Genomic DNA, 18,368 nt, shown 5'->3' with positions numbered 1-18,368 from the left:
TCAACCTCTCTGTTAAATTATACGTTTCTGTTTAACAGCTGATTGTAAATTCTATGTTCTAATTTAGTTTTAAAGAACTTCTGCAGGAATGTATCTAAAAGCAATAGGATGTTTAATTGCACGTTCTATATGTTTTTTGTTTTTTGTCCCCTGCATATTTTCAAAAAAAGCATCTTCTTGATAATAGAGGGGGATGGATAATTCATCTTCAGTATTTTCAACATGTCCAATCTTAGTAATGACTTTTCTTCTTGTCTTATCTAAGGAATATGCCAATTTTAAGATAGCCCCTAAAAAGTCATATAGCTTTAAGTCTTTCTTCGTTACAATTTCATTAAAAGGTTTTGCATAATAGTGCAGTTGTGATTTTGATTTGTACGAAGAAATAAAAGCAAGAGCAAGACGTCTCTTGTGAGACATCCCTTCAATCGTCATATTAGTCAAAAGGTAAAATGTGTTTTGGCTACTTGCTTCATTATTAATATATTCTCCAATATAAAGGACTCTTGCACTTTGATTCAGTAATGATATAGCAATGTCCTGGTCATGCTTAACTTGACAATAAGTAGCAAGTTCATAATATAATTCCGTAGCGAGTGTAGAGATATGGTTGACATGTTTTGTATCGATCTCAAAACTGTAAGAGAGTTGGTATAAACTCTCTTCAATGACGTTTGGGAATCGAGTAGTTTCCATTGTCTTTAAGAGATCTTCGTAAAATACTCCTTCACGTAAGCCTTTTCTACTCATAACAAAAGTGTCAGCATCCACATAATCAACAATTGTAGTAATGACCTCTGAAGCAGGCAGTATAATCTCTACACGATCTTTTGATAAGCCATCAAGAGTAAGACGCTCATCGATAGTTAGACTCTGCAATTTTGTATTCAGATCGAGTAGTTCCTCTTTTGGAATTTCATATTGATGAAGTCCAGATAAGGGGTATCCCTGCTGATTTTGATGTATTAATGAAAGGTTACGGGCACTCCCCCCAATGCCAATTACAGGATAACCGGCTTTCCCTTTAAGCCACGGCAATGTATGAAGTTGTTCACTAATATAATGTTTTAACAATCTCGAATTCTCTTCATTGGTAAGGTTATTATTTGAAAATTGTTGGTGTAGGGTAATGGCGCCAAAAGGAAAGCTATGGTAATACTGAAGTTCACGATTTTCAAATAATGTGATTTCTGTACTCCCCCCACCAATATCAACAGTAAAACCAAATTCGATATCGGTTGAGTTAATAACAGCTAAATACCCATAATAAGCCTCTTCATAACCAGATAAAATGGAGATATCAAAACCAATTTCGTTTTTAACAAGTTTCTTAATTTGATCCCGGTTTTCCGCTTTTCGCATTGCGGCCGTTGCAATTACTATTACCTCTTTGACCTTATGAAATAAAATAACATCGTTAAATCTATTAAGGGTATCTAAAATCAATTGAATCCCAATATCTGATAAATTCCCCTCGTTGTTGATATGAGTACTAAGGCGTGCTACAGATTTATAGTTATGTATTTCGTTGAAACAACCATTTTTATCAATTTTATTTATTACTAAACGTATAGAGTTAGAACCGATATCTATAATGGCAACTTTTTTTTCTAACATTATTTCACCTCAACATGTACTAGGTTAATTAAGATTATATCAAAGTTTTTTACCAGTCCCAAAAGGTAGACATAATGAAAATAACCTTTATAATAGGTAAAGAAAATACAACAAATCGTAATAGTTCTTATAAAAGAGTTAGTTTTTAAAAAGGAGGAGAACGATGCAATGAGATTGACTGAGCAAGATATAGCTGTTGATATAGAAAATGTCTCATTTCAATATAGTAATCAAAAAGTATTAGAAGATGTATCACTCCGTATAAAAAAAGGTTCTTTCCTTGGGCTAGTTGGACCAAATGGATCAGGAAAATCAACATTAATAAAACTAATCCTCGGATTGTTGCCACCCCAAACGGGTGAAATCAAATTATTCGGCGATCGTGTCTCAAAGTTTAAGCATTGGGAAAAGGTTGGATTCGTTTCTCAAAAAGCAAATAGTTTTAACTCGGGTTTTCCAGCAACGGTTTTTGAGGTTGTGTCGATGGGCTTATATGGAAAAGTAGGATTACTACGGTTTTTAACTCGAAAACATAAAAAATTAGTTCGTGATGCAATAGACCAGGTAGGGATGTCAAAATTCACTAATAAAAATATTGGTGAATTATCAGGTGGACAACAACAGCGTGTTTTTATCGCACGAGCCCTTGTTAGTGAACCAGAATTATTAATTTTAGATGAACCAACGGTCGGTGTAGATGTGGTAAGTGTAAAGCAATTTTATGATATGCTTGATAAACTTAACAAAGAAAATGGAATTACCCTTGTCTTAGTTACCCATGATATTGGAGCAATGACCGATCATGTAACTGACGTAGCCTGTCTAAATAAGGAACTTCATTTCCATGGAAATACAGCAGACTTCGAGGCGAATCAGGATTTATCGTCATTTTACGGCCATGATGTGCATCTTCTAACCCATAATCATGATCACGGAGGACATTAACGGATGTTAGAAGCTTTTTTTCGTTATGAATTTTTACAAAACGCGTTTTATTCTGGACTATTAATCGGACTTCTTGCTCCTTTACTAGGGGTTTTCTTAGTGGTTCGTCGACTCGCTTTAATTGCTGATGCACTTTCTCATATTACACTAACAGGAATTGCAGCGAATTTACTCCTAGCAAAATATTTTACGTTTTTTGCAGGGATTAATCCATTATATATGGGGTTGTTTTTTTCTATTGCAGGGTCATTATTAATTGAACAACTGAGAGATGCTTATAAATATTATAAAGAAGTAGCAATTCCAATTATTTTATCTGGTGGGATTGGTCTTGGGGTCGTTTTCATTTCACTTGCAGATGGATTTAATAATGATTTGTTTAACTATTTATTTGGAAGTGTTATTGCTGTTAGTCGCTCCGATTTAACAACTATTCTCATTATTACCTGTATTGTGGTCATTGTATTAATACTATTTTATAAGGAATTATTTTTTCTGTCATTTGATGAAGAGCAAGCTAGTGTTTCGGGTATTAACCGTAAGTTAGTGAATTTTATTTTTATTATTATGGTAGGCCTTGTAATAGCGGCATCGATGAGAATTGTGGGCATACTTCTCGTTTCAGCCTTGATGACATTACCGGTTGCTGCTGCAATGAGGCTTGCTAAAGGTTTTAAGCAAATGTTTTTTTATTCGATAATTTTTGGTGAAATAGCTGTCATTGCAGGGTTGATTTCGGCTTTTTATTTCGATTTGGCTCCTGGTGGAATGATTGTAATGATTTCTGTTTTTATATTACTCGTTGTTGTTACTGGTGAAGCCTTTTTAAAGAAAATCATTTCATTTAAAATGAGAAAATCGAGCTATTAAAGAAGGATGGGGCTTATAAAGAATGGATTTATTCACAAACCTTACATTTATAGAGAGAGGGATCTTAGCTGGTGTTACCATTGGTTTCATTGCACCGATAGTAGGGGCCTTTTTGCTAATTAGAAGGGTCTCTGTTATTACCGAGTCTATTTCACATATTACACTAACAGGTATCTCGGCAGGTGTTTTCCTAGGAACATTAGGACCTTTTTTACAAATTAATCCCATGTACATGGGAGTTGTGTTTGCTTTGATGGGTGCTCTTATAACAGAGCGATTGAGGAGTATGTATAGGCATTTTCAAGAGTTAGCCGTGCCAATCATACTATCAAGTGGGATTGGTTTAAGTGCGATATTTATAAGTTTAGCACGTACAGGATATAATGAATGGTATTCCTATATGTTTGGGAGCATTGTAAGTGTAACAGTGAGTGATGTACAATTTATACTAATAACAGCACTAATAGTTTTACTTATTATATTCTTTTTTTATAAGGAGTTTGTCTTAATTTCTTTTGATAATGAGTTTGCTCAAGTTTCAGGTGTATCGGTTAAAATCGTTAATTTCATTTTTAGTTTATTAATTGCATTGGTCATTTCTATGTCGATGAAGGTTGTCGGGATATTACTAGTAGGTGCACTTATTGTTATTCCAGTAGCTACAAGTATACAAATTGCTAAAAGTTTCAGACAACTGATTGGATTAGGAATATTATTTGCTCAAATATCCGTCTTATTAGGGTTATACTTTTCATATCAATTCAATATTGCTACTGGTGGTATGATTGTATTAATAAGCATTTTTCTTTTAATTATTACGCTTTTATTAAATAGATTTAGGATTTAAATGAATTGGAGGGCTTAACATGACTGTAGAAGAAGCGATGGAGCTCTTAAAAGAGAATGGATTTAAGCACACTGGAAAACGAGAAGAAATGTTACAATTTTTTTCACAAGAAAAGCGTTATTTATCTGCTAAAGATGTACTTGAGCGCTTACAAGATCAATACCCAGGTATGAGCTTTGATACAATTTACCGTAACCTTTCTTTATTTGCTGAATTGAACATATTAGAGGAAACAGAATTAGAAGGCGAAAAGCGTTTTCGTTTTAGTTGTTCCACTACCAATCATCATCACCATTTAATTTGTTTAGATTGTGGCAAAACAAAACATATTGAGAATTGCCCAATGGACTCCATCCACCAGCAATTTCCGGATTTTGAAGTAACTGGACATAAATTTGAAATATATGGTAAGTGTCAAGAATGTCAACTATAATACAATAAGTAATAAATTTGACTGTACCATACTTTCTTCAATTGGAGGGAGTATGGATTTTCTCGTTTTATATTGTTAAGTTTTTAAAGAAAAAGTTAATTTTTGGAAAATGTACTTTGTAAGCTTTCGTACTATGGTAATCTGAGGAGGAGAGGCAGGTGTTTAATTTGGAAAAGATAAGTGCCAAAACGTTGTCCAAAACCTTTGAAGAGCGCTTACATCGTAATTTAACTGAAAATGAATTGAGCTTTGTAGAATGGTTAAGCAAACTTATGTCTAATACCACTTCGCCTGAGTATTTACATGAAGATTTAAATAAAGATCAGTAGCATATAAAAGTGGTATATATTGAAACACATTATTTTTTATATTCCCCCTATCCTAAGAGTAGGAGGGGATAAATTATGGCTAAGCCAGTTGTTAAATGTAATGTAGCGAATTGTTCATTTTGGGGCGAAGGGAATAAATGTCAAGCAGATTCGATTCTAGTTGAGATTGACACTCATGCTAACAAAGACTATTCTATGGAAGCTGGAGAAGAGCCCTACGGCCAAGCTGAGCATAAGGATTCTGCTCATAACATTAAGGAAACATGTTGCCATACCTTCCGTCCAAAAGAGTGACGAAAATTATACTCTGAAAAAGAGAATTATAAGCAAAGAAAAGGGGCTGGTGTTACCAGTCCCTTTTTAAGTCGTTTCTTTTATCCAATTATCTACCCAATCTTTCGCTTCTATCCAGTTATTAGCTCTGATAACATTAGAAGGTGATGGAAGTCGATTATATGGCGTGTCCATTAAAATAACAGGGATTTTAAACTCTTCTGCGATAGCTACAGCATTATCATGTTTGTCTTCAAAGAAGATGTCTAATTGGTGTTCGCGTACTGCATCTAGTTTGTCATGCTTACCAACTAATTCAATGTGATCATACGGAACAGACTTTTGTCTAAACCAGTTTTCAGTAATTTTTTCTAAATGGTTCCTTCTGGCAGTTATATAAATAAGATCATGTTGTTTTGTCCATTCATGTAGTGTTTTATCAGCATGTTCTGCTAATTGTGCTTGTTCATAGATAGTTCCCTCATACTTTTCCATCCACTTCCAAAATTGTTCTTCAGTAATATTTAAAACAGATGTTAAATCATATTCGGTTAAATCATCTAATGTTAACGCTTTTTTGAAATGTTGATTTAAATGAGGGATAAATGTATTTGGATCGGTAACCGTTCCATCTATATCTAGTCCCATTCGTTTTTTTGTATTCATTTTGGTCACCCCTATTGTTTCTTGTATTTAACCTTACACGAAAATTCAAACTGGGTCTAGTATCCTTTCCTTTGCAAGAAAAGATTAACACCGATATTTCTTCACATCTGCGTCATACTATGACTGTTCCCCGAAAAAAAGAAAGTGAGGGATTAATCGTATGGCAGATCGAGAACACCCTAAAGATGAACCGATAAGGTTAGTTGATGAGGACGATCGTTCTTTAACATTGGTTAATAACCATGTTGAAGGAGGAGAGTATGAAAATGGGCGAGCGGATTCCCGTGACCTTGAGTTAAAAGATGAAGAAAGAGATGAAGCGTTCGTTACGAATTATGAAGAAGAAACAGCAGCCGAATATGCTGCGATGAATGGAATGGCGGAACGTGACGAAACAGAAGCGGCGAACATGGATGATGCCACAGCAGGACGTGGCGTTGGAACGTTTGCGATTGTTCTTTCCATTTTATCTTTATTCTTCTTGCCGGTATTGCTAGGTGCAGCTGGCATTGTAATCGGGTTTGTTTCACGTCGTAATGGCTCCACAGCGCTCGGTAACTGGGCGATTGGTATTGGTGCCGTTTCAATTCTTATGACTGTCTTTTTCTCCCCATTTTTCTAACTAAGAAAATGGTGAGTACGGGGAACTTATAAGGGAAAAGCATAAGCCAAATGGCTTATGCTTTTTCTAATTCACGTTGCTTTTGAAAATGTTCTTCAGCTAACTTATCGATTTCCTTTTTCAGTTCTTCAACCATTGTTTCTTCAGGTACTTTTCTAACAATTTCACCTTTCATGAACAATAAGCCTTCTCCACGAGCCCCTGCAATTCCAATATCTGCTTCACGTGCTTCACCAGGTCCATTTACGGCACATCCTAAAACAGCGACTTTAAGTGGAGCTTTTATTGTTGAGATGTAATCTTCAATTTCATTTGCTATGCTGATCAGGTCAATTTCGATCCGTCCACATGTTGGGCAAGAGATAAGTGTTGATGCATTTGAAGCAAGACCAAACGATTTTAATAATTCTCGAGCAACTTTAATTTCTTCAACTGGGTCTGCACTTAACGAAATTCTTACAGTATTTCCAATTCCCATGTTTAGAATAGTACCAAGACCCGCAGCACTTTTGATCGTCCCTGCAAATAATGTTCCCGACTCAGTAATACCGAGGTGCAGAGGGTAGTCAAATGCTTTTGCTGCCTTTTCATAGGCCTCAATTGCTAAGTTTACATCCGATGCTTTCATTGAAACAATAATGTCATGAAAATCAAGTTCTTCAAGGATTTTAATGTGATGCAGAGCGCTTTCTACCATACCATCAGCAGTTGGATACCCATATTTATCCAGAATTCGTTTTTCAAGCGATCCGGCATTTACTCCAATACGGATAGGAATACCTTTTTCTTTTGCAGCTTGCACAACTGCCTCTACTTTATGGCGTTTCCCGATATTACCCGGGTTGATTCTTATTTTATCTGCTCCACCTTCAATGGCTTTAAGGGCTAACTTGTAATCAAAATGAATGTCGACAACTAATGGAATGTTAATTTGTGCTTTAATCTCAGCAATGGCTTCTGCTGCACGCATGTCTGGACAAGCAACACGAACAACTTGACAACCAGCTTCTTCAAGTCGCTTAATCTCAGCAACAGTTGCTTCGACGTCATGTGTTTTTGTTGTTGTCATACTTTGGACTACTACTTCGTTATTGCCTCCGATAGTTAAATTGCCAACTTTTACAGGGCGTGTTTTTGTACGATGTGTTATTTCGGTCATTGACCTATCGCTCCTTTATTTGAAAAGAGTATGCTCTTTACCTAGTCTCAAAAAGAGAATCGCCTTCATTTTATCAATGTCTTTTATTGTTTGGCAAGGATAATGTAAAGATGTAAGAAGTTAATGTTCGATATTTGGAAAAATGTCAATGGTAAATAGGAAATAAATATGTTTCGCCGATTTGCATTTCCTCAGGTCGCAGGCCATGATTTAGCGTCTCAAAATCATGAACGATTTCCTGAATCGATGGTCCGATTGGTCCTTCATGCAGATGTTCTACGATTGATAATACAGTCTGTCCAGGCTCCACTATCACCTCTTGAAAAGGTTCAAACTCTTCCTTACTAAGCTCGTCTTGGCCTTTTGCACCTGCCTCAGCTTGGTTTTCTAAAGTTGTAATGGTTTCGGAGGTGTTAGAAAGTCCATTGGGTAAAGTGCCAATCGTAAGATCATAATAAACACTATATAATACAACAAGAATAATGAAAAACGTTCCGACTCGTTTCATTAGCTTGTCCTCCTTCATCGATCATCTTTATCATTTTTGAGTATATGTAATAAATGGATGATTATGACAGAAACAAATAATTTCTAAAGGAATATATTTTTTAGGAGTGAATAACATGAAAGACGTTCGTCCTACATACATGATTTTTTTTATTGGGCTATTACCTTTCATTATGGTAATTGGAAACTCAATGTTTATCCCATTATTACCTGTAATGCAACATGATATGGGATTAACGACAGTTGAAGGTGGATGGTTATTAACTAGCTTCTCAATCCCAGCTGCAATACTTGTTCCAATTGGAGGGGTTTTGTCGGATCGGTATGGTAGAAAAAAAGTTGCTCTTGTTGCACTTCCACTTATTATGATTGGTTGTATTGTTTCGGCTTTAGCTGCGATGCGCGGGTTGGCAAATGGAGCTTTTGAACTTATGATGATTGGTAGGATAATACAAGGGATAGGTGCAGGAGCTGTTACCCCATTAGCGATGGCCTTTATATCTGATATTTATAAAGGTGAGCAAAGGAACCGTGCACTTGGAACGATCGAAGTCTTTAACGGAGCTGGAAAAGTAGTTAGCCCAATTATCGGGGGTTTTGTGTTGGCATTAACTTGGTATATAAGCTTTGTTGTCTTCTTAGCAATATGTTTATTTGCATTTATGGGAATTTTACTATTTGTGCACATAAAGAAGAATCCCCAAAAAAACGAGGTTGAAAAAAGTGGTAATCAGGTAGTAAGGTTAAAGAATCTTTTTAAATATCATTGGCGCTGGCTAATACCAATTTTTGTATCTGGTTTTATAGGAATGTTTTTATTGTTTGGATATTTATTTTTCTTTTCTTATTTTCTCGAAGGAATGCAAGGGTTATCTCCTTTTTGGAAGGGACTGTTACTTGCTGTCCCTTTGTTTTTGTTAACCATTTTATCCTATACCACAGCGCGTGTGTTAAAAGGGAATAAAAATAATTATAAGCGTGCTTTTATTTATGGCATTTTTTTAATGATTTTAGGGACCATCATGATGCTAGGTCAAAATACATTGAGTTGGTTAGTTACTACACTTTCGATTTATTCAGTTGGATTTGGAATGTTGCTCCCAGCTGGTAATGCAGCACTTGCTTCTATTGTATCGAGTAAAGAAAGGGGTACTGTATTCTCTTTATATTCCATGCTTCGTTTTCTAGGAGTGGCATTTGGGCCTCTTTGTTTTGGGATATGGATAAATAATATCGAACAAATGGTGTTCACCTCATTTTTCTTCATCTCAATAAATGGTGTTATCATACTCTTGAGTTGGCGTTGTTTTCCGGTTGGTAAAGAATGCTCTGTCACCGATTTTTCACGTATTTGAATATAAAATGAGACTAAAGTACCTTTATATTGTTGGGGAAAAAGTGTTTCTTATTTATTAGAGCACTCGTTAGCTGCTAGATGGTAATTAATTTTTCATTGTTATAAAGGAGAAGATAAAATGAGGTTTGCTTGGAAAAAGATGATAGCTTTAACACTTGCATGTGTGCTTATGTTACCAATGTTTGTTTTTGCTGATGCCATACCTGGTGATGTTATTATCACTCTTGGTGAAGATCTATCAGAGTCACAAAAGCAGGAACTATTAACAGAGATGGGAGCAGCTGAAGAGGATACAATTATTTATGTTACCAATGAAGAAGAGCATCAGTATCTAGGAAATTACATCAGTGCTGCACGAATTGGAACAAATGCTCTTTCTTCTTCAAAGATTACGATTGGTAATGAAGGTGCTGGATTAACTGTAGAAACAAACAAAATCAACTGGGTATCGGATGAAATGTATGCGAATGCATTGATTACTGCAGGGGTAGAAGATGCAGATATCTATGTAACGGCACCGATAACTGTTTCGGGAACAGCAGCTTTAACAGGGTTAATTAAAGCGTATGAAGTTGCAGCAGATATAGTAATTCCAGAAGAACAAAAGCAAATTGCTAATGAAGAGTTGGTTCGTACAGGTGAGTTAAGTGATTCTATTGGAATGGAAAAGGCTACAGAACTAATGAATCGGGTAAAAGAAGAAATTGCAGCTAACCCTGTTGAAACGGAAGCAGATCTTCGTGATTTGATTGAACGAATAGCTGCTGAATTAGGAGTTACTCTTACTGATGAAGAGTTAAACGGACTGGTTTCTTTATTTATGCGAATGAAGGACATTAATATTGATTGGAATCAAGTACAAGATCAAATTTCAAGAGTACGTGATAATTTAGGGGATTTTTTAAACAGAGAAGAAACACAGGGATTTATCAGACAGTTTCTTGATCTGATTTCTCGTTTAATTGATTCCCTTCGTGGATTATTTAGTTCATAATGAGAGAGGGGAGCCTCTCTCTTTTTGTCTTGAGTTATGGAAAAGTGAAACGAAGCTACGCTGTTATTCGTACAAGAAAAGAAAGGAGGAAACAAAATGGAATGGTTGGATTCACCTAGTATTGGTTTTGTTGTTGTATTTTTAGGGACATTATTTTTAATTGGAGAATTGCTCGTACGAGTGAAAGGTTTATTTGCTATTTTAGGAATTGCAATTATGGCTACGTATTTCTCCTACCATATTACAGGAGATGTTGGATTGTGGGTTGTTCTTTTATATATAGTTGGTTTAGCCTTAATTGTTATTGATGGAAAAGTTATAACTGATGGGACTGTTGCTTTACTAGGAGTTGTCCTAATGATTATTGGTCTTGCAGTTCCTGCTCCAACTTTCATTTATGGTGCTTTAGTATCTATGGGATTTTTACTTGGAGGTTTTAGCTCAGCGTTATTTTTGAAAGTGTTTCCATCAAGGAACTTATGGGCAAAGATGACTCTGAAAGATAAGTTAACTGGCGACTTAGGATATAATTCAATTAATGAACAATATCATGAGCTAGTTGGCAAGCGTGGAAGAACAATAAGTTCCTTTAGACCTACGGGGACGATCGAAATAGAAGGAGAGCAATATAGCGCAACAAGTGGAGGACCTTGGATAGAGCCAAATATGGATATCATAGTTACTTCAGTAGACGGAACCCGAATACTTATCAAACCACTAAACAAAGACGATTGAAAAAGAGGGCATATAAAAAGGGTGAACTTCCCTTTTTATATGCCCTCTATGCAATGAGCGAATCCTTTGCATGTGTTTAAAGCTTACTATGAGTGGGGTTCTCATAGTAAGCGAGCAAAGAGAGAAGCCATTGCAAGTAAATGAAAAAAGGGTGAACTTCCCTTTTTCTATGCCCTCTATGCTTTTTACTTTTTTGGAAGGGGTATAGACTTAATCGAAACTATAACGATTAGAAAGGTTGCAGCTATAAATGCAGTTAAATGGATTGGATAAAGTAAGACATCAATCCAATATAACACTATTACAGGAAGGGTAATAGCGTGTGCGGTAATAAGCCAGACTTGACGGTAATCTAAATTACGTCTCCCTTTGAATAACAGAGAAATATAGGCAATTAGAGAAATTCCAAGAAAGGCTAACCCGGTTATTCCTACATAAAGTAGGCTTGTAATAATAACTAACATGATCGGAAGAAATCCTTGTAGTTGTTTTACTCGGTCTGATAAATCATCTTTTGATAGTGCCTGTAACCCGAGGAGAGAATATGAGATCGATTGAACCTGGCCATCCGAAACAAAAAGAAAGTCATGCTGTTTCAAAGCGATGCCGTTATTTAATTGTTTCAATTCTTCTTGTGGAATAGCATTTGAAGGATCAATCAAGAAGAAACCTTCACTAAACTCATCTGTATAATAAAGATCCTCGTAATCCCAATATAACGTCCCTTCCTCTAAGTGAAAATCGGGCAAATCATTTTGTAAAATGTTGTCGAGTTGTTTAATACTAGACACTGCAGTTGCATTTAATGAAATGAAGTATGGAATACTTGCTAGCAACATGATAAATAGTACGTAGCCAATGGTAGTTGTAATCGGTCGAAATCGACTGTATGCCAAAACTTTTCTATTATAAAAGCTTTTAAAAAACCATTCCCAGTAACTCAGTAGTACCACCTCTTCCACTCTTTCGTTATTTTAACTAATATAATTTGAAATTTCCATACAAAGACACATATCCTTTAAATTTTCATATTTATCAAATACCAATAAACTTTTTAATTTTTATGTTTACAAACTAATAATATATGCTTAATAATAGACAAGGTGTGCATGTTGATGTTTGTCGAAAATTTGGATGAATGACTTAGGAAATGAAGGGATGAGGATTTGTGGATTTACAAACGCTCTTGTTCATGTTTTTTGGAGGGCTAGGGATTTTCCTGTTTGGTATAAAGTTTATGGGGGATGGCCTTCAAAAAGTTGCTGGAGAGGGTCTTCGTGATGTTCTTGACAAGTTTACGACCAACCCTGTTATGGGGGTATTTGCTGGTCTTTTTGTTACTGTTCTCTTACAAACGAGTACAGGTACGACGGTCCTAACAATTGGTCTCGTTAATGCTGGTTTTATGACATTAAAACAGGCAATTGGTGTTATTATGGGGGCAAACATCGGTACAACTGTTACTGCTTTTATTATTGGAATTAACATTTCTGAATATGCTTTACCGATTTTAGCGGTAGGTGCAGCTTTAATTTTCTTTATAAAAGCGAAAAAAGTAAACAATTATGGACAAGTTGTGTTTGGTTTCGGAGCACTATTTTATGGACTTGATCTAATGGGTGAAGGACTTAAACCACTTAGAGATCTTGAAGCATTTGCTGAACTTACTGTAAGTATGAGTCAAAGTCCACTTCTTGGGGTTTTAATTGGAACAATTTTCACAGTGGCAGTTCAAAGTTCAAGTGCGTCCATTGGATTATTGCAACAGTTATATGAACAAGGAGCAATGGGCTTAGATGCGGCTTTACCAGTTTTATTTGGAGACAATATTGGTACGACGATTACAGCCATCTTAGCAGCTATCGGAGCATCTGTAGCGGCTAAACGAGCTGCATTAACGCATGTTATTTTTAACTTAGTTGGAACCATTATTGTTTTGATAATTTATCCGTTTTTCTTTAATCTTATTAGTTATTTGGCAATTGAAATCGGTCTGAATCGACCAATGACAATTGCGTTTGCACATGGAATATTTAATGTATCTAATACTCTGATCCAACTGCCATTTGTTGCTGTATTAGCTATTATTGTTACGAAGTTGGTTCCAGGTGATGAATATAGCATTGAGTATAAAGCGAAACATCTAGACCCTCGATTTATCGGAAGTTCTCCTGCCATTGCTTTAGGGCAAGCAAAACAGGAAGTTATACGTATGGCTGAGTTTTCTGAGCGAGGACTCTATGAAGTCAGTCAATATTTAGAAAATGGGCAAAAACGCCATGCGGAGATGTCGGTTCAGTTTGAAGATGCGATTAATAATTTAGATCGTAAAATTACGGACTATTTAATTCAAATTTCTTCTCGTTCTTTATCGGCCCATGATTCAAAGATGCATTCGATGTTAATGGATACTGTTCGAGATATTGAACGTATCGGGGATCATATTGAGAATATAGTCGAACTAAAAGATTATCAAAAGGCAAATAAAGTTCATATCTCAAATAAAGCTATTGAAGACCTTCAAGAAATGTCTGAATTAACGCTTTCTACTTTAAACGAAGCAATACAGGCTCTAGACTTAGTTGATGGTGAAATGGCTCGTTCTGTATTAGCAAAAGAAGAAATGATTGATAAAATGGAACGTAAGCTTAGAAAGAAACATATTGAGAGAGTGAATGAAGGAAAATGTTCAGGTTCAGCAGGTATAGTGTTTGTTGATATCGTAAGTAACTTAGAACGTATAGGGGACCATGCGGTAAACATTGCTGAAGCAGTAATTGGTGAAGATAGATAAAAGGAATGAGGTTGTCTCAGGTCATATTTCCCCTAAATGTGGTATTGTCAAAGGGAGAATAAAGGCACTGGGACAACCTACTTAAAAAATGCTTGTCTAATAACTATATTTATGGTAAGTTATATCAGGATGGCAGGAACCTCTGTTGAAAAAAACCACAAAAAAATGTTGACCGAGATAAAAGACTATGTTATTATAGTTCTTGTCTCTTGGAATATATTCCACAGTAGCTCAGTGGTAGAGCAATCGGCTGTTAACCGATCGGTCGTAGGTTCGAGTCCTACCTGTGGAGCCAAAATTATGGCGGTGTAGCTCAGCTGGCTAGAGCGTACGGTTCATACCCGTGAGGTCGTGGGTTCGATTCCCTCCGCCGCTATTTCCTTTTTTTATAGTTTAATCTACTTTTGGCGATTGTGGCGAAGTGGTTAACGCATCGGATTGTGGTTCCGACATTCGTGGGTTCGATTCCCATCAGTCGCCCCATTTTGGACCCTTAGCTCAGTTGGTCAGAGCACTCGGCTCATAACCGATTGGTCGTAGGTTCGAGTCCTACAGGGTCCACCATACATTTGGAGGAATACCCAAGTCCGGCTGAAGGGATCGGTCTTGAAAACCGACAGGCGGGTTAAACCGCGCGGGGGTTCGAATCCCTCTTCCTCCGTTTCTCATCTTATAGTAAAAGATCTGCCGTTGGCAGATCTTTTTTTATGCTCTATTTCCATTTAAGTTATAAAAACTTCCAAGTGATGATTCCAAGTCCAATACAATACAGTGCAAAGTGTGTTAGTTTTGTGTTCTTTAATAATGAAATTATACACTTAATTCCAATAAGAGTAAAAATGAATGAGGCTATAAATGCAATGCTAATTGAGGAAAGATGTGCTTCATATGTACTTTGCAACAACTGAGGCATTTTTAATATGGTCATTCCGAGAATGACTGGTATGGAGAGTATGAACGAATAACGTAATGCTGTTTCTTTATTTAAACCTAAACAAAATGCTGTAAATAAAGTGCTGCCTGTTCTTGATATACCAGGGATTAGTGATAATGCTTGGCCAAAGCCAATAACAATTCCATCAGTTATTCGTAAGTGTGAAACCGATCGGTTACCAATTGTAATTCCATGTTCAATTAGGATAAGGGATAAACCGGTTATAATAAGGGAAACGCCAATTGTCGGAGGTTTTGTCATGCTATCACCTAGAGTAAATTCTAAAATTTTACCAACGACTAAAGTAATGAATGTTGATATGATAATTAACCATACAAATTGATAATTGGTTTGAGTCACTCGATTTCTAGTTTTTATATAGATAGCAAAATCATGCAGGATTTTTTTTAAGTCATAACGAAAGTACACAATAGCTGCCAAAATGGAAGCGATATGTAAAAAAGTCTCAAATGCTAATTTAAAATCCTCTCCAATTTGGATATTGAGAAGGCGCTGAACAATTAATATTAGCGCAGTACTAGAGATGGGTAAATACTCTGAAATACCTTGAATTAATCCTATCAAAATTGCTTCCGGCCAACTCATAATTATCCTCCGTAAAGTTAGGTTTGTACATCTTTATTTTGTTGGCTTAGTGGTTATGACGATTTAACGTTTATTTCTTTCACTTAAGGGTATAGTATTCTTGTCTAAGTTACCAATTGATATGAGCATTATCGTTGCAAGAATGTTCAATATTTGGTAATGTAATAATTGGAAGACTTATGAAACAAAAATGTTGATTAAGTTAACATTTTTGGATTACATATTAAATCTGAGGAGGAATTTATAATGGCTTACGAATTACCACAATTACCTTATGCAGCAAACGCATTAGAACCACATATCGATGAGGCTACTATGAACATTCACCATGGTAAGCATCACAACACTTACATTACTAAGTTAAATGCAGCACTTGAAGGGCATGATGAGCTTGCAAGTAAAAGCATTGAAGATTTAGTTTCTAACTTGGATGCAGTTCCTGAAAACATTCGTGGAGCAGTTCGTAACAATGGTGGAGGTCATGCAAACCACAGTTTATTTTGGCAAATCCTAAGTCCAAATGGTGGAGGAGCTCCAACTGGAGAACTTGCAGATGCAATTACTTCTACATTCGGAAGCTTAGACGCATTTAAAGAAGAGTTTGCTAATGCTGCTGCTAACCGTTTCGGTTCTGGTTGGGCATGGTTAGTTGTTGATGGAGGTAAACTTGCTGTTACAAGTACTCCAAACCAAGATACACCGCTTATGGAAGGCAAAACGCCAATCCTAGGCCTAGATGTTTGGGAGCATGCTTATTATTTAAATTACCAAAATCGTCGTCCTGACTACATCAATGCATTCTGGAATGTAGTAAATTGGGATGAAGTTGCTAAACGTTTTAACGAAGCTAAATAAGTAGCTTGTTTATCAAGACTCTAAGTGTGATGAGGGTTCCTAAGAACCTTTCATACCTTAGAGTCTTTTTGTGTCGATCGAGAAAAAATGGCTGAAATCGTCAACGCCACACTGCAAGTAACCTTAATTGTTTTGTGTATAACCGCATTTTCAGGTGACACACTATTTGTGAGGGTGGTGGAGTCGGTGAATAAAGTATTGATGAAAAAAATGATTGGTGACATAGAAGTGACAAGGGACTTAAAGCTTTTGCTCATAATTGGTGGGTTATATGCTTTGAGTATCGCTTTGTCTAATACTTTTGTTAATGTGTATTTGTGGAAACAATCAGGTGAATTTGTCGATATTGCTTTATACAATTTAGGTTCAGTACTTATGCAGCCTTTTGCTTTCATTTTAGCCGGTAAAGTTGCAAAAAAAATTGATCGAGTTATTGTCTTGCGAGCAGGTGTAATAGCACTCGCCATTTTTTTCTCAACGGTTTTGTTTTTAGGGGATAATGCTAATCAATATTTATTACTGTTGGGTGCATTAATAGGTACAGGGTTTGGGTTTTATTGGCTTGCCTTCAATGTTCTAACATTTGAAATTACTGAACCGGAAACAAGAGACTTCTTTAATGGTTTTTTAGGGTTATTAACTTCTTTTGCAGGAATGATAGGGCCTATTCTTTCTGGGGTTATCATTACAAGAATGGAGCAATTCACAGGTTATACGGTGATTTTTACCATTTCTCTTTCATTATTTTTAGCAGCGGTTTTAACGAGCTTTTTGTTAAAGAGGCGATCAGCAGAAGGGCATTTTTATTTTAAGAGGATACTTAAAGAGCGAAAAAACAATCCGAACTGGAGGCGAATTTTACGAGCTCATTTTTTCCAAGGTTTGAGAGAAGGTACATTTGTATTTGTGATTACTGTATGGGTCTACATTGCAACAGGAAGTGAATTGGCCATTGGTACGTATGGGCTCGTTGCTTCAGCAACACAGTTTGTTGCTTATTTTATCATTACAAGAATAATTAAACCAACTTTTAGAAAAAGGTTAATTTTAATTGGAGGGTTAATTCTATACGGAGCGATTTTCATCATTGTATTAGGTGAGTTGAGTTTTGCAAAATTAATTACGTATGGTGTTGTAGTTTCAATCGCATACCCTATGTTGCTTGTACCATATGTGTCTTTAACTTTTGATATTATTGGAAAAGGTTGGAAGGCAGCTGAGATGAGAGTGGAATATATAGTTGTAAGGGAGCTTTTTGTTAATTCGGGTAGAATCGTTTCTGTTTTGGCATTTTTAGCAACAGTTACGCTCTTTTCGGAAGAACAAGGAATTCCGGTCCTTTTGCTTATTTTAGGGGCAGGACATGCGCTTATTTATTTCTTTGTTAGAAACGTACATTTTAAAGAAAATAAAGGAGGAGAAAGTTATAGCTTTGCTAGGCAAAAAGGAGGAGATGGTGATCCTTCTGGTGGAAGTGGGACAAGTGTCTAGAGAGGCCAATTTACAGCCTATTCTTTAATTGCTTTTAAAAAATAGGCGAGTTGTTATGTCTTTTGCTTTTTAGAAATTTCTTTTTGTTTTTTGGATTTGGTTTCCTTTTGACAATAAAAAGGTGTATGCTATAATGAAATCAACAGAAACGTTGCCTGCCGTGTTAGTCAGCTTCTCCTTGTTTCGAACCTTGAATTTTTTAAGGGAGTTCTACATTGAAACTCAGCCAACATGCCAGTATTTCTGGACGTTGAACGAGCTTCTGCGAACACCCACCTACGAGAGTAGGTTCATGAAACAACTGAAGCAACGGCATACGCGGGTTATCAATATT

General features: G+C 36.1%; 19 protein-coding genes, 5 tRNA genes and 1 other RNA gene. 19 read left to right on the top strand and 6 right to left on the bottom strand.

The features are described from left to right. Positions 1–69: 69 nt before the first annotated feature. A complete protein-coding gene (gene ppx, locus AC1FXZ_RS13995) occupies positions 70–1,617 on the bottom strand; it encodes an exopolyphosphatase (protein ID WP_480054646.1) in 1,548 nt (515 codons plus the stop codon). A 168-nt stretch (positions 1,618–1,785) separates the two neighbouring features. On the opposite strand from ppx, the gene AC1FXZ_RS13990 reads away from it, so the two are divergent. The 6 genes from AC1FXZ_RS13990 to AC1FXZ_RS13965 all read left to right on the top strand — a co-directional run bounded on the left by AC1FXZ_RS13990 (position 1,786) and on the right by AC1FXZ_RS13965 (position 5,335). Continuing rightward, a complete protein-coding gene (locus AC1FXZ_RS13990) occupies positions 1,786–2,562 on the top strand; it encodes a metal ABC transporter ATP-binding protein (protein ID WP_480054644.1) in 777 nt (258 codons plus the stop codon). 3 nt (positions 2,563–2,565) lie between these two features. After that, the gene (locus AC1FXZ_RS13985; protein WP_480054642.1) at positions 2,566–3,432 is read left to right on the top strand and encodes a metal ABC transporter permease; all 867 of its coding nucleotides are present in this window, start codon (positions 2,566–2,568) and stop codon (positions 3,430–3,432) included. 22 nt (positions 3,433–3,454) lie between these two features. Further along, positions 3,455–4,279, top strand: coding sequence for a metal ABC transporter permease (locus tag AC1FXZ_RS13980; RefSeq protein WP_480054640.1), 825 nt, complete (start codon positions 3,455–3,457; stop codon positions 4,277–4,279). Positions 4,280–4,298: 19 nt separating this feature from the next. Next, on the top strand, positions 4,299–4,712 hold the full coding sequence (locus AC1FXZ_RS13975; protein WP_480054638.1) for a Fur family transcriptional regulator: 414 nt from the start codon (positions 4,299–4,301) through the stop codon (positions 4,710–4,712). Positions 4,713–4,870: 158 nt separating this feature from the next. Next, positions 4,871–5,041 carry a hypothetical protein gene (locus tag AC1FXZ_RS13970; protein ID WP_480054636.1) on the top strand — a complete coding sequence of 57 codons (171 nt, stop codon included), beginning with the start codon at positions 4,871–4,873 and terminating at the stop codon, positions 5,039–5,041. Between the two features lie 75 nt (positions 5,042–5,116). Next, positions 5,117–5,335, top strand: a complete 219-nt coding sequence (locus AC1FXZ_RS13965) for a DUF1540 domain-containing protein (protein ID WP_480054634.1) — start codon at positions 5,117–5,119, stop codon at positions 5,333–5,335. 66 nt (positions 5,336–5,401) lie between these two features. Here the strand turns inward: AC1FXZ_RS13965 and AC1FXZ_RS13960 are convergent, their stop codons facing one another. Further along, the gene (locus AC1FXZ_RS13960) at positions 5,402–5,980 is read right to left on the bottom strand and encodes a hypothetical protein (protein WP_480054632.1); all 579 of its coding nucleotides are present in this window, start codon (positions 5,978–5,980) and stop codon (positions 5,402–5,404) included. Positions 5,981–6,140: 160 nt separating this feature from the next. On the opposite strand from AC1FXZ_RS13960, the gene AC1FXZ_RS13955 reads away from it, so the two are divergent. Continuing rightward, positions 6,141–6,602: a DUF4190 domain-containing protein gene (locus AC1FXZ_RS13955; protein WP_480054630.1), complete on the top strand. Its 462-nt coding sequence runs from the start codon at positions 6,141–6,143 to the stop codon at positions 6,600–6,602. Between the two features lie 55 nt (positions 6,603–6,657). Here the strand turns inward: AC1FXZ_RS13955 and ispG are convergent, their stop codons facing one another. Both ispG and AC1FXZ_RS13945 read right to left on the bottom strand, forming a co-directional pair. Further along, on the bottom strand, positions 6,658–7,761 hold the full coding sequence (ispG, locus tag AC1FXZ_RS13950) for a flavodoxin-dependent (E)-4-hydroxy-3-methylbut-2-enyl-diphosphate synthase (RefSeq protein WP_480054628.1): 1,104 nt from the start codon (positions 7,759–7,761) through the stop codon (positions 6,658–6,660). Between the two features lie 145 nt (positions 7,762–7,906). After that, entirely contained in the window at positions 7,907–8,269 is a 363-nt protein-coding gene (locus tag AC1FXZ_RS13945) for a hypothetical protein (RefSeq protein WP_480054626.1), read from the bottom strand. Positions 8,270–8,384: 115 nt separating this feature from the next. On the opposite strand from AC1FXZ_RS13945, the gene AC1FXZ_RS13940 reads away from it, so the two are divergent. From AC1FXZ_RS13940 to AC1FXZ_RS13930, 3 genes are all read left to right on the top strand, one after another. Further along, entirely contained in the window at positions 8,385–9,623 is a 1,239-nt protein-coding gene (locus AC1FXZ_RS13940) for an MFS transporter (RefSeq protein ID WP_480054624.1), read from the top strand. 120 nt (positions 9,624–9,743) lie between these two features. After that, entirely contained in the window at positions 9,744–10,619 is an 876-nt protein-coding gene (locus AC1FXZ_RS13935) for a DUF1002 domain-containing protein (protein WP_480054622.1), read from the top strand. A 96-nt stretch (positions 10,620–10,715) separates the two neighbouring features. After that, positions 10,716–11,354 carry an NfeD family protein gene (locus AC1FXZ_RS13930; protein WP_480054620.1) on the top strand — a complete coding sequence of 213 codons (639 nt, stop codon included), beginning with the start codon at positions 10,716–10,718 and terminating at the stop codon, positions 11,352–11,354. Positions 11,355–11,539: 185 nt separating this feature from the next. Here the strand turns inward: AC1FXZ_RS13930 and AC1FXZ_RS13925 are convergent, their stop codons facing one another. Then, on the bottom strand, positions 11,540–12,307 hold the full coding sequence (locus AC1FXZ_RS13925) for a DUF1189 domain-containing protein (protein WP_480054618.1): 768 nt from the start codon (positions 12,305–12,307) through the stop codon (positions 11,540–11,542). Positions 12,308–12,522: 215 nt separating this feature from the next. On the opposite strand from AC1FXZ_RS13925, the gene AC1FXZ_RS13920 reads away from it, so the two are divergent. From AC1FXZ_RS13920 to AC1FXZ_RS13895, 6 genes are all read left to right on the top strand, one after another. Next, positions 12,523–14,148 (top strand): Na/Pi cotransporter family protein, encoded by a 1,626-nt coding sequence (locus tag AC1FXZ_RS13920; RefSeq protein ID WP_480054616.1) that lies wholly within the window; start codon positions 12,523–12,525, stop codon positions 14,146–14,148. Between the two features lie 220 nt (positions 14,149–14,368). Next, positions 14,369–14,443 (top strand) — tRNA-Asn (locus AC1FXZ_RS13915). Positions 14,444–14,450: 7 nt separating this feature from the next. Beyond that, a tRNA-Met gene (locus AC1FXZ_RS13910) sits at positions 14,451–14,524 on the top strand. A gap of 31 nt (positions 14,525–14,555) precedes the next feature. Next, positions 14,556–14,631 (top strand) — tRNA-His (locus AC1FXZ_RS13905). A 4-nt stretch (positions 14,632–14,635) separates the two neighbouring features. Beyond that, a tRNA-Ile gene (locus AC1FXZ_RS13900) sits at positions 14,636–14,712 on the top strand. A gap of 7 nt (positions 14,713–14,719) precedes the next feature. After that, positions 14,720–14,809: transfer RNA gene (locus AC1FXZ_RS13895), tRNA-Ser, on the top strand. 66 nt (positions 14,810–14,875) lie between these two features. On the opposite strand, the gene AC1FXZ_RS13890 is transcribed toward AC1FXZ_RS13895, so the two are convergent. Further along, positions 14,876–15,688 (bottom strand): undecaprenyl-diphosphate phosphatase, encoded by an 813-nt coding sequence (locus tag AC1FXZ_RS13890; protein WP_480054614.1) that lies wholly within the window; start codon positions 15,686–15,688, stop codon positions 14,876–14,878. Between the two features lie 246 nt (positions 15,689–15,934). Here AC1FXZ_RS13890 and AC1FXZ_RS13885 point away from each other — a divergent pair, with 246 nt between their 5' ends. From AC1FXZ_RS13885 to ssrS, 3 genes are all read left to right on the top strand, one after another. Continuing rightward, positions 15,935–16,543, top strand: a complete 609-nt coding sequence (locus tag AC1FXZ_RS13885) for a superoxide dismutase (RefSeq protein ID WP_480054612.1) — start codon at positions 15,935–15,937, stop codon at positions 16,541–16,543. Between the two features lie 201 nt (positions 16,544–16,744). Beyond that, on the top strand, positions 16,745–18,034 hold the full coding sequence (locus AC1FXZ_RS13880) for an MFS transporter (RefSeq protein WP_480054726.1): 1,290 nt from the start codon (positions 16,745–16,747) through the stop codon (positions 18,032–18,034). 149 nt (positions 18,035–18,183) lie between these two features. After that, positions 18,184–18,363: non-coding RNA, 6S RNA (gene ssrS / locus AC1FXZ_RS13875), on the top strand. Positions 18,364–18,368: the final 5 nt, after the last annotated feature.

It is taken from the genome of Halalkalibacter sp. HAAS-P014, assembly GCF_056619965.1.
Note: the sequence above shows the minus strand (reverse complement) of the source record. Positions and strands in the feature narration are given on the sequence as shown.

Bases quoted from the DNA above. Each gene is read 5' to 3' on its own strand.
- ppx (WP_480054646.1), bottom strand. From the start codon at position 1,617: ATGTTAGAAAAAAAAGTTGCCATTATAGATATCGGTTCTAACTCTATA.
- AC1FXZ_RS13990 (WP_480054644.1), top strand. From the start codon at position 1,786: ATGAGATTGACTGAGCAAGATATAGCTGTTGATATAGAAAATGTCTCA.
- AC1FXZ_RS13985 (WP_480054642.1), top strand. From the start codon at position 2,566: ATGTTAGAAGCTTTTTTTCGTTATGAATTTTTACAAAACGCGTTTTAT.
- AC1FXZ_RS13980 (WP_480054640.1), top strand. From the start codon at position 3,455: ATGGATTTATTCACAAACCTTACATTTATAGAGAGAGGGATCTTAGCT.
- AC1FXZ_RS13975 (WP_480054638.1), top strand. From the start codon at position 4,299: ATGACTGTAGAAGAAGCGATGGAGCTCTTAAAAGAGAATGGATTTAAG.
- AC1FXZ_RS13965 (WP_480054634.1), top strand. From the start codon at position 5,117: ATGGCTAAGCCAGTTGTTAAATGTAATGTAGCGAATTGTTCATTTTGG.
- AC1FXZ_RS13960 (WP_480054632.1), bottom strand. From the start codon at position 5,980: ATGAATACAAAAAAACGAATGGGACTAGATATAGATGGAACGGTTACC.
- AC1FXZ_RS13955 (WP_480054630.1), top strand. From the start codon at position 6,141: ATGGCAGATCGAGAACACCCTAAAGATGAACCGATAAGGTTAGTTGAT.
- ispG (WP_480054628.1), bottom strand. From the start codon at position 7,761: ATGACCGAAATAACACATCGTACAAAAACACGCCCTGTAAAAGTTGGC.
- AC1FXZ_RS13945 (WP_480054626.1), bottom strand. From the start codon at position 8,269: ATGAAACGAGTCGGAACGTTTTTCATTATTCTTGTTGTATTATATAGT.
- AC1FXZ_RS13940 (WP_480054624.1), top strand. From the start codon at position 8,385: ATGAAAGACGTTCGTCCTACATACATGATTTTTTTTATTGGGCTATTA.
- AC1FXZ_RS13935 (WP_480054622.1), top strand. From the start codon at position 9,744: ATGAGGTTTGCTTGGAAAAAGATGATAGCTTTAACACTTGCATGTGTG.
- AC1FXZ_RS13930 (WP_480054620.1), top strand. From the start codon at position 10,716: ATGGAATGGTTGGATTCACCTAGTATTGGTTTTGTTGTTGTATTTTTA.
- AC1FXZ_RS13890 (WP_480054614.1), bottom strand. From the start codon at position 15,688: ATGAGTTGGCCGGAAGCAATTTTGATAGGATTAATTCAAGGTATTTCA.
- AC1FXZ_RS13885 (WP_480054612.1), top strand. From the start codon at position 15,935: ATGGCTTACGAATTACCACAATTACCTTATGCAGCAAACGCATTAGAA.
- AC1FXZ_RS13880 (WP_480054726.1), top strand. From the start codon at position 16,745: ATGAAAAAAATGATTGGTGACATAGAAGTGACAAGGGACTTAAAGCTT.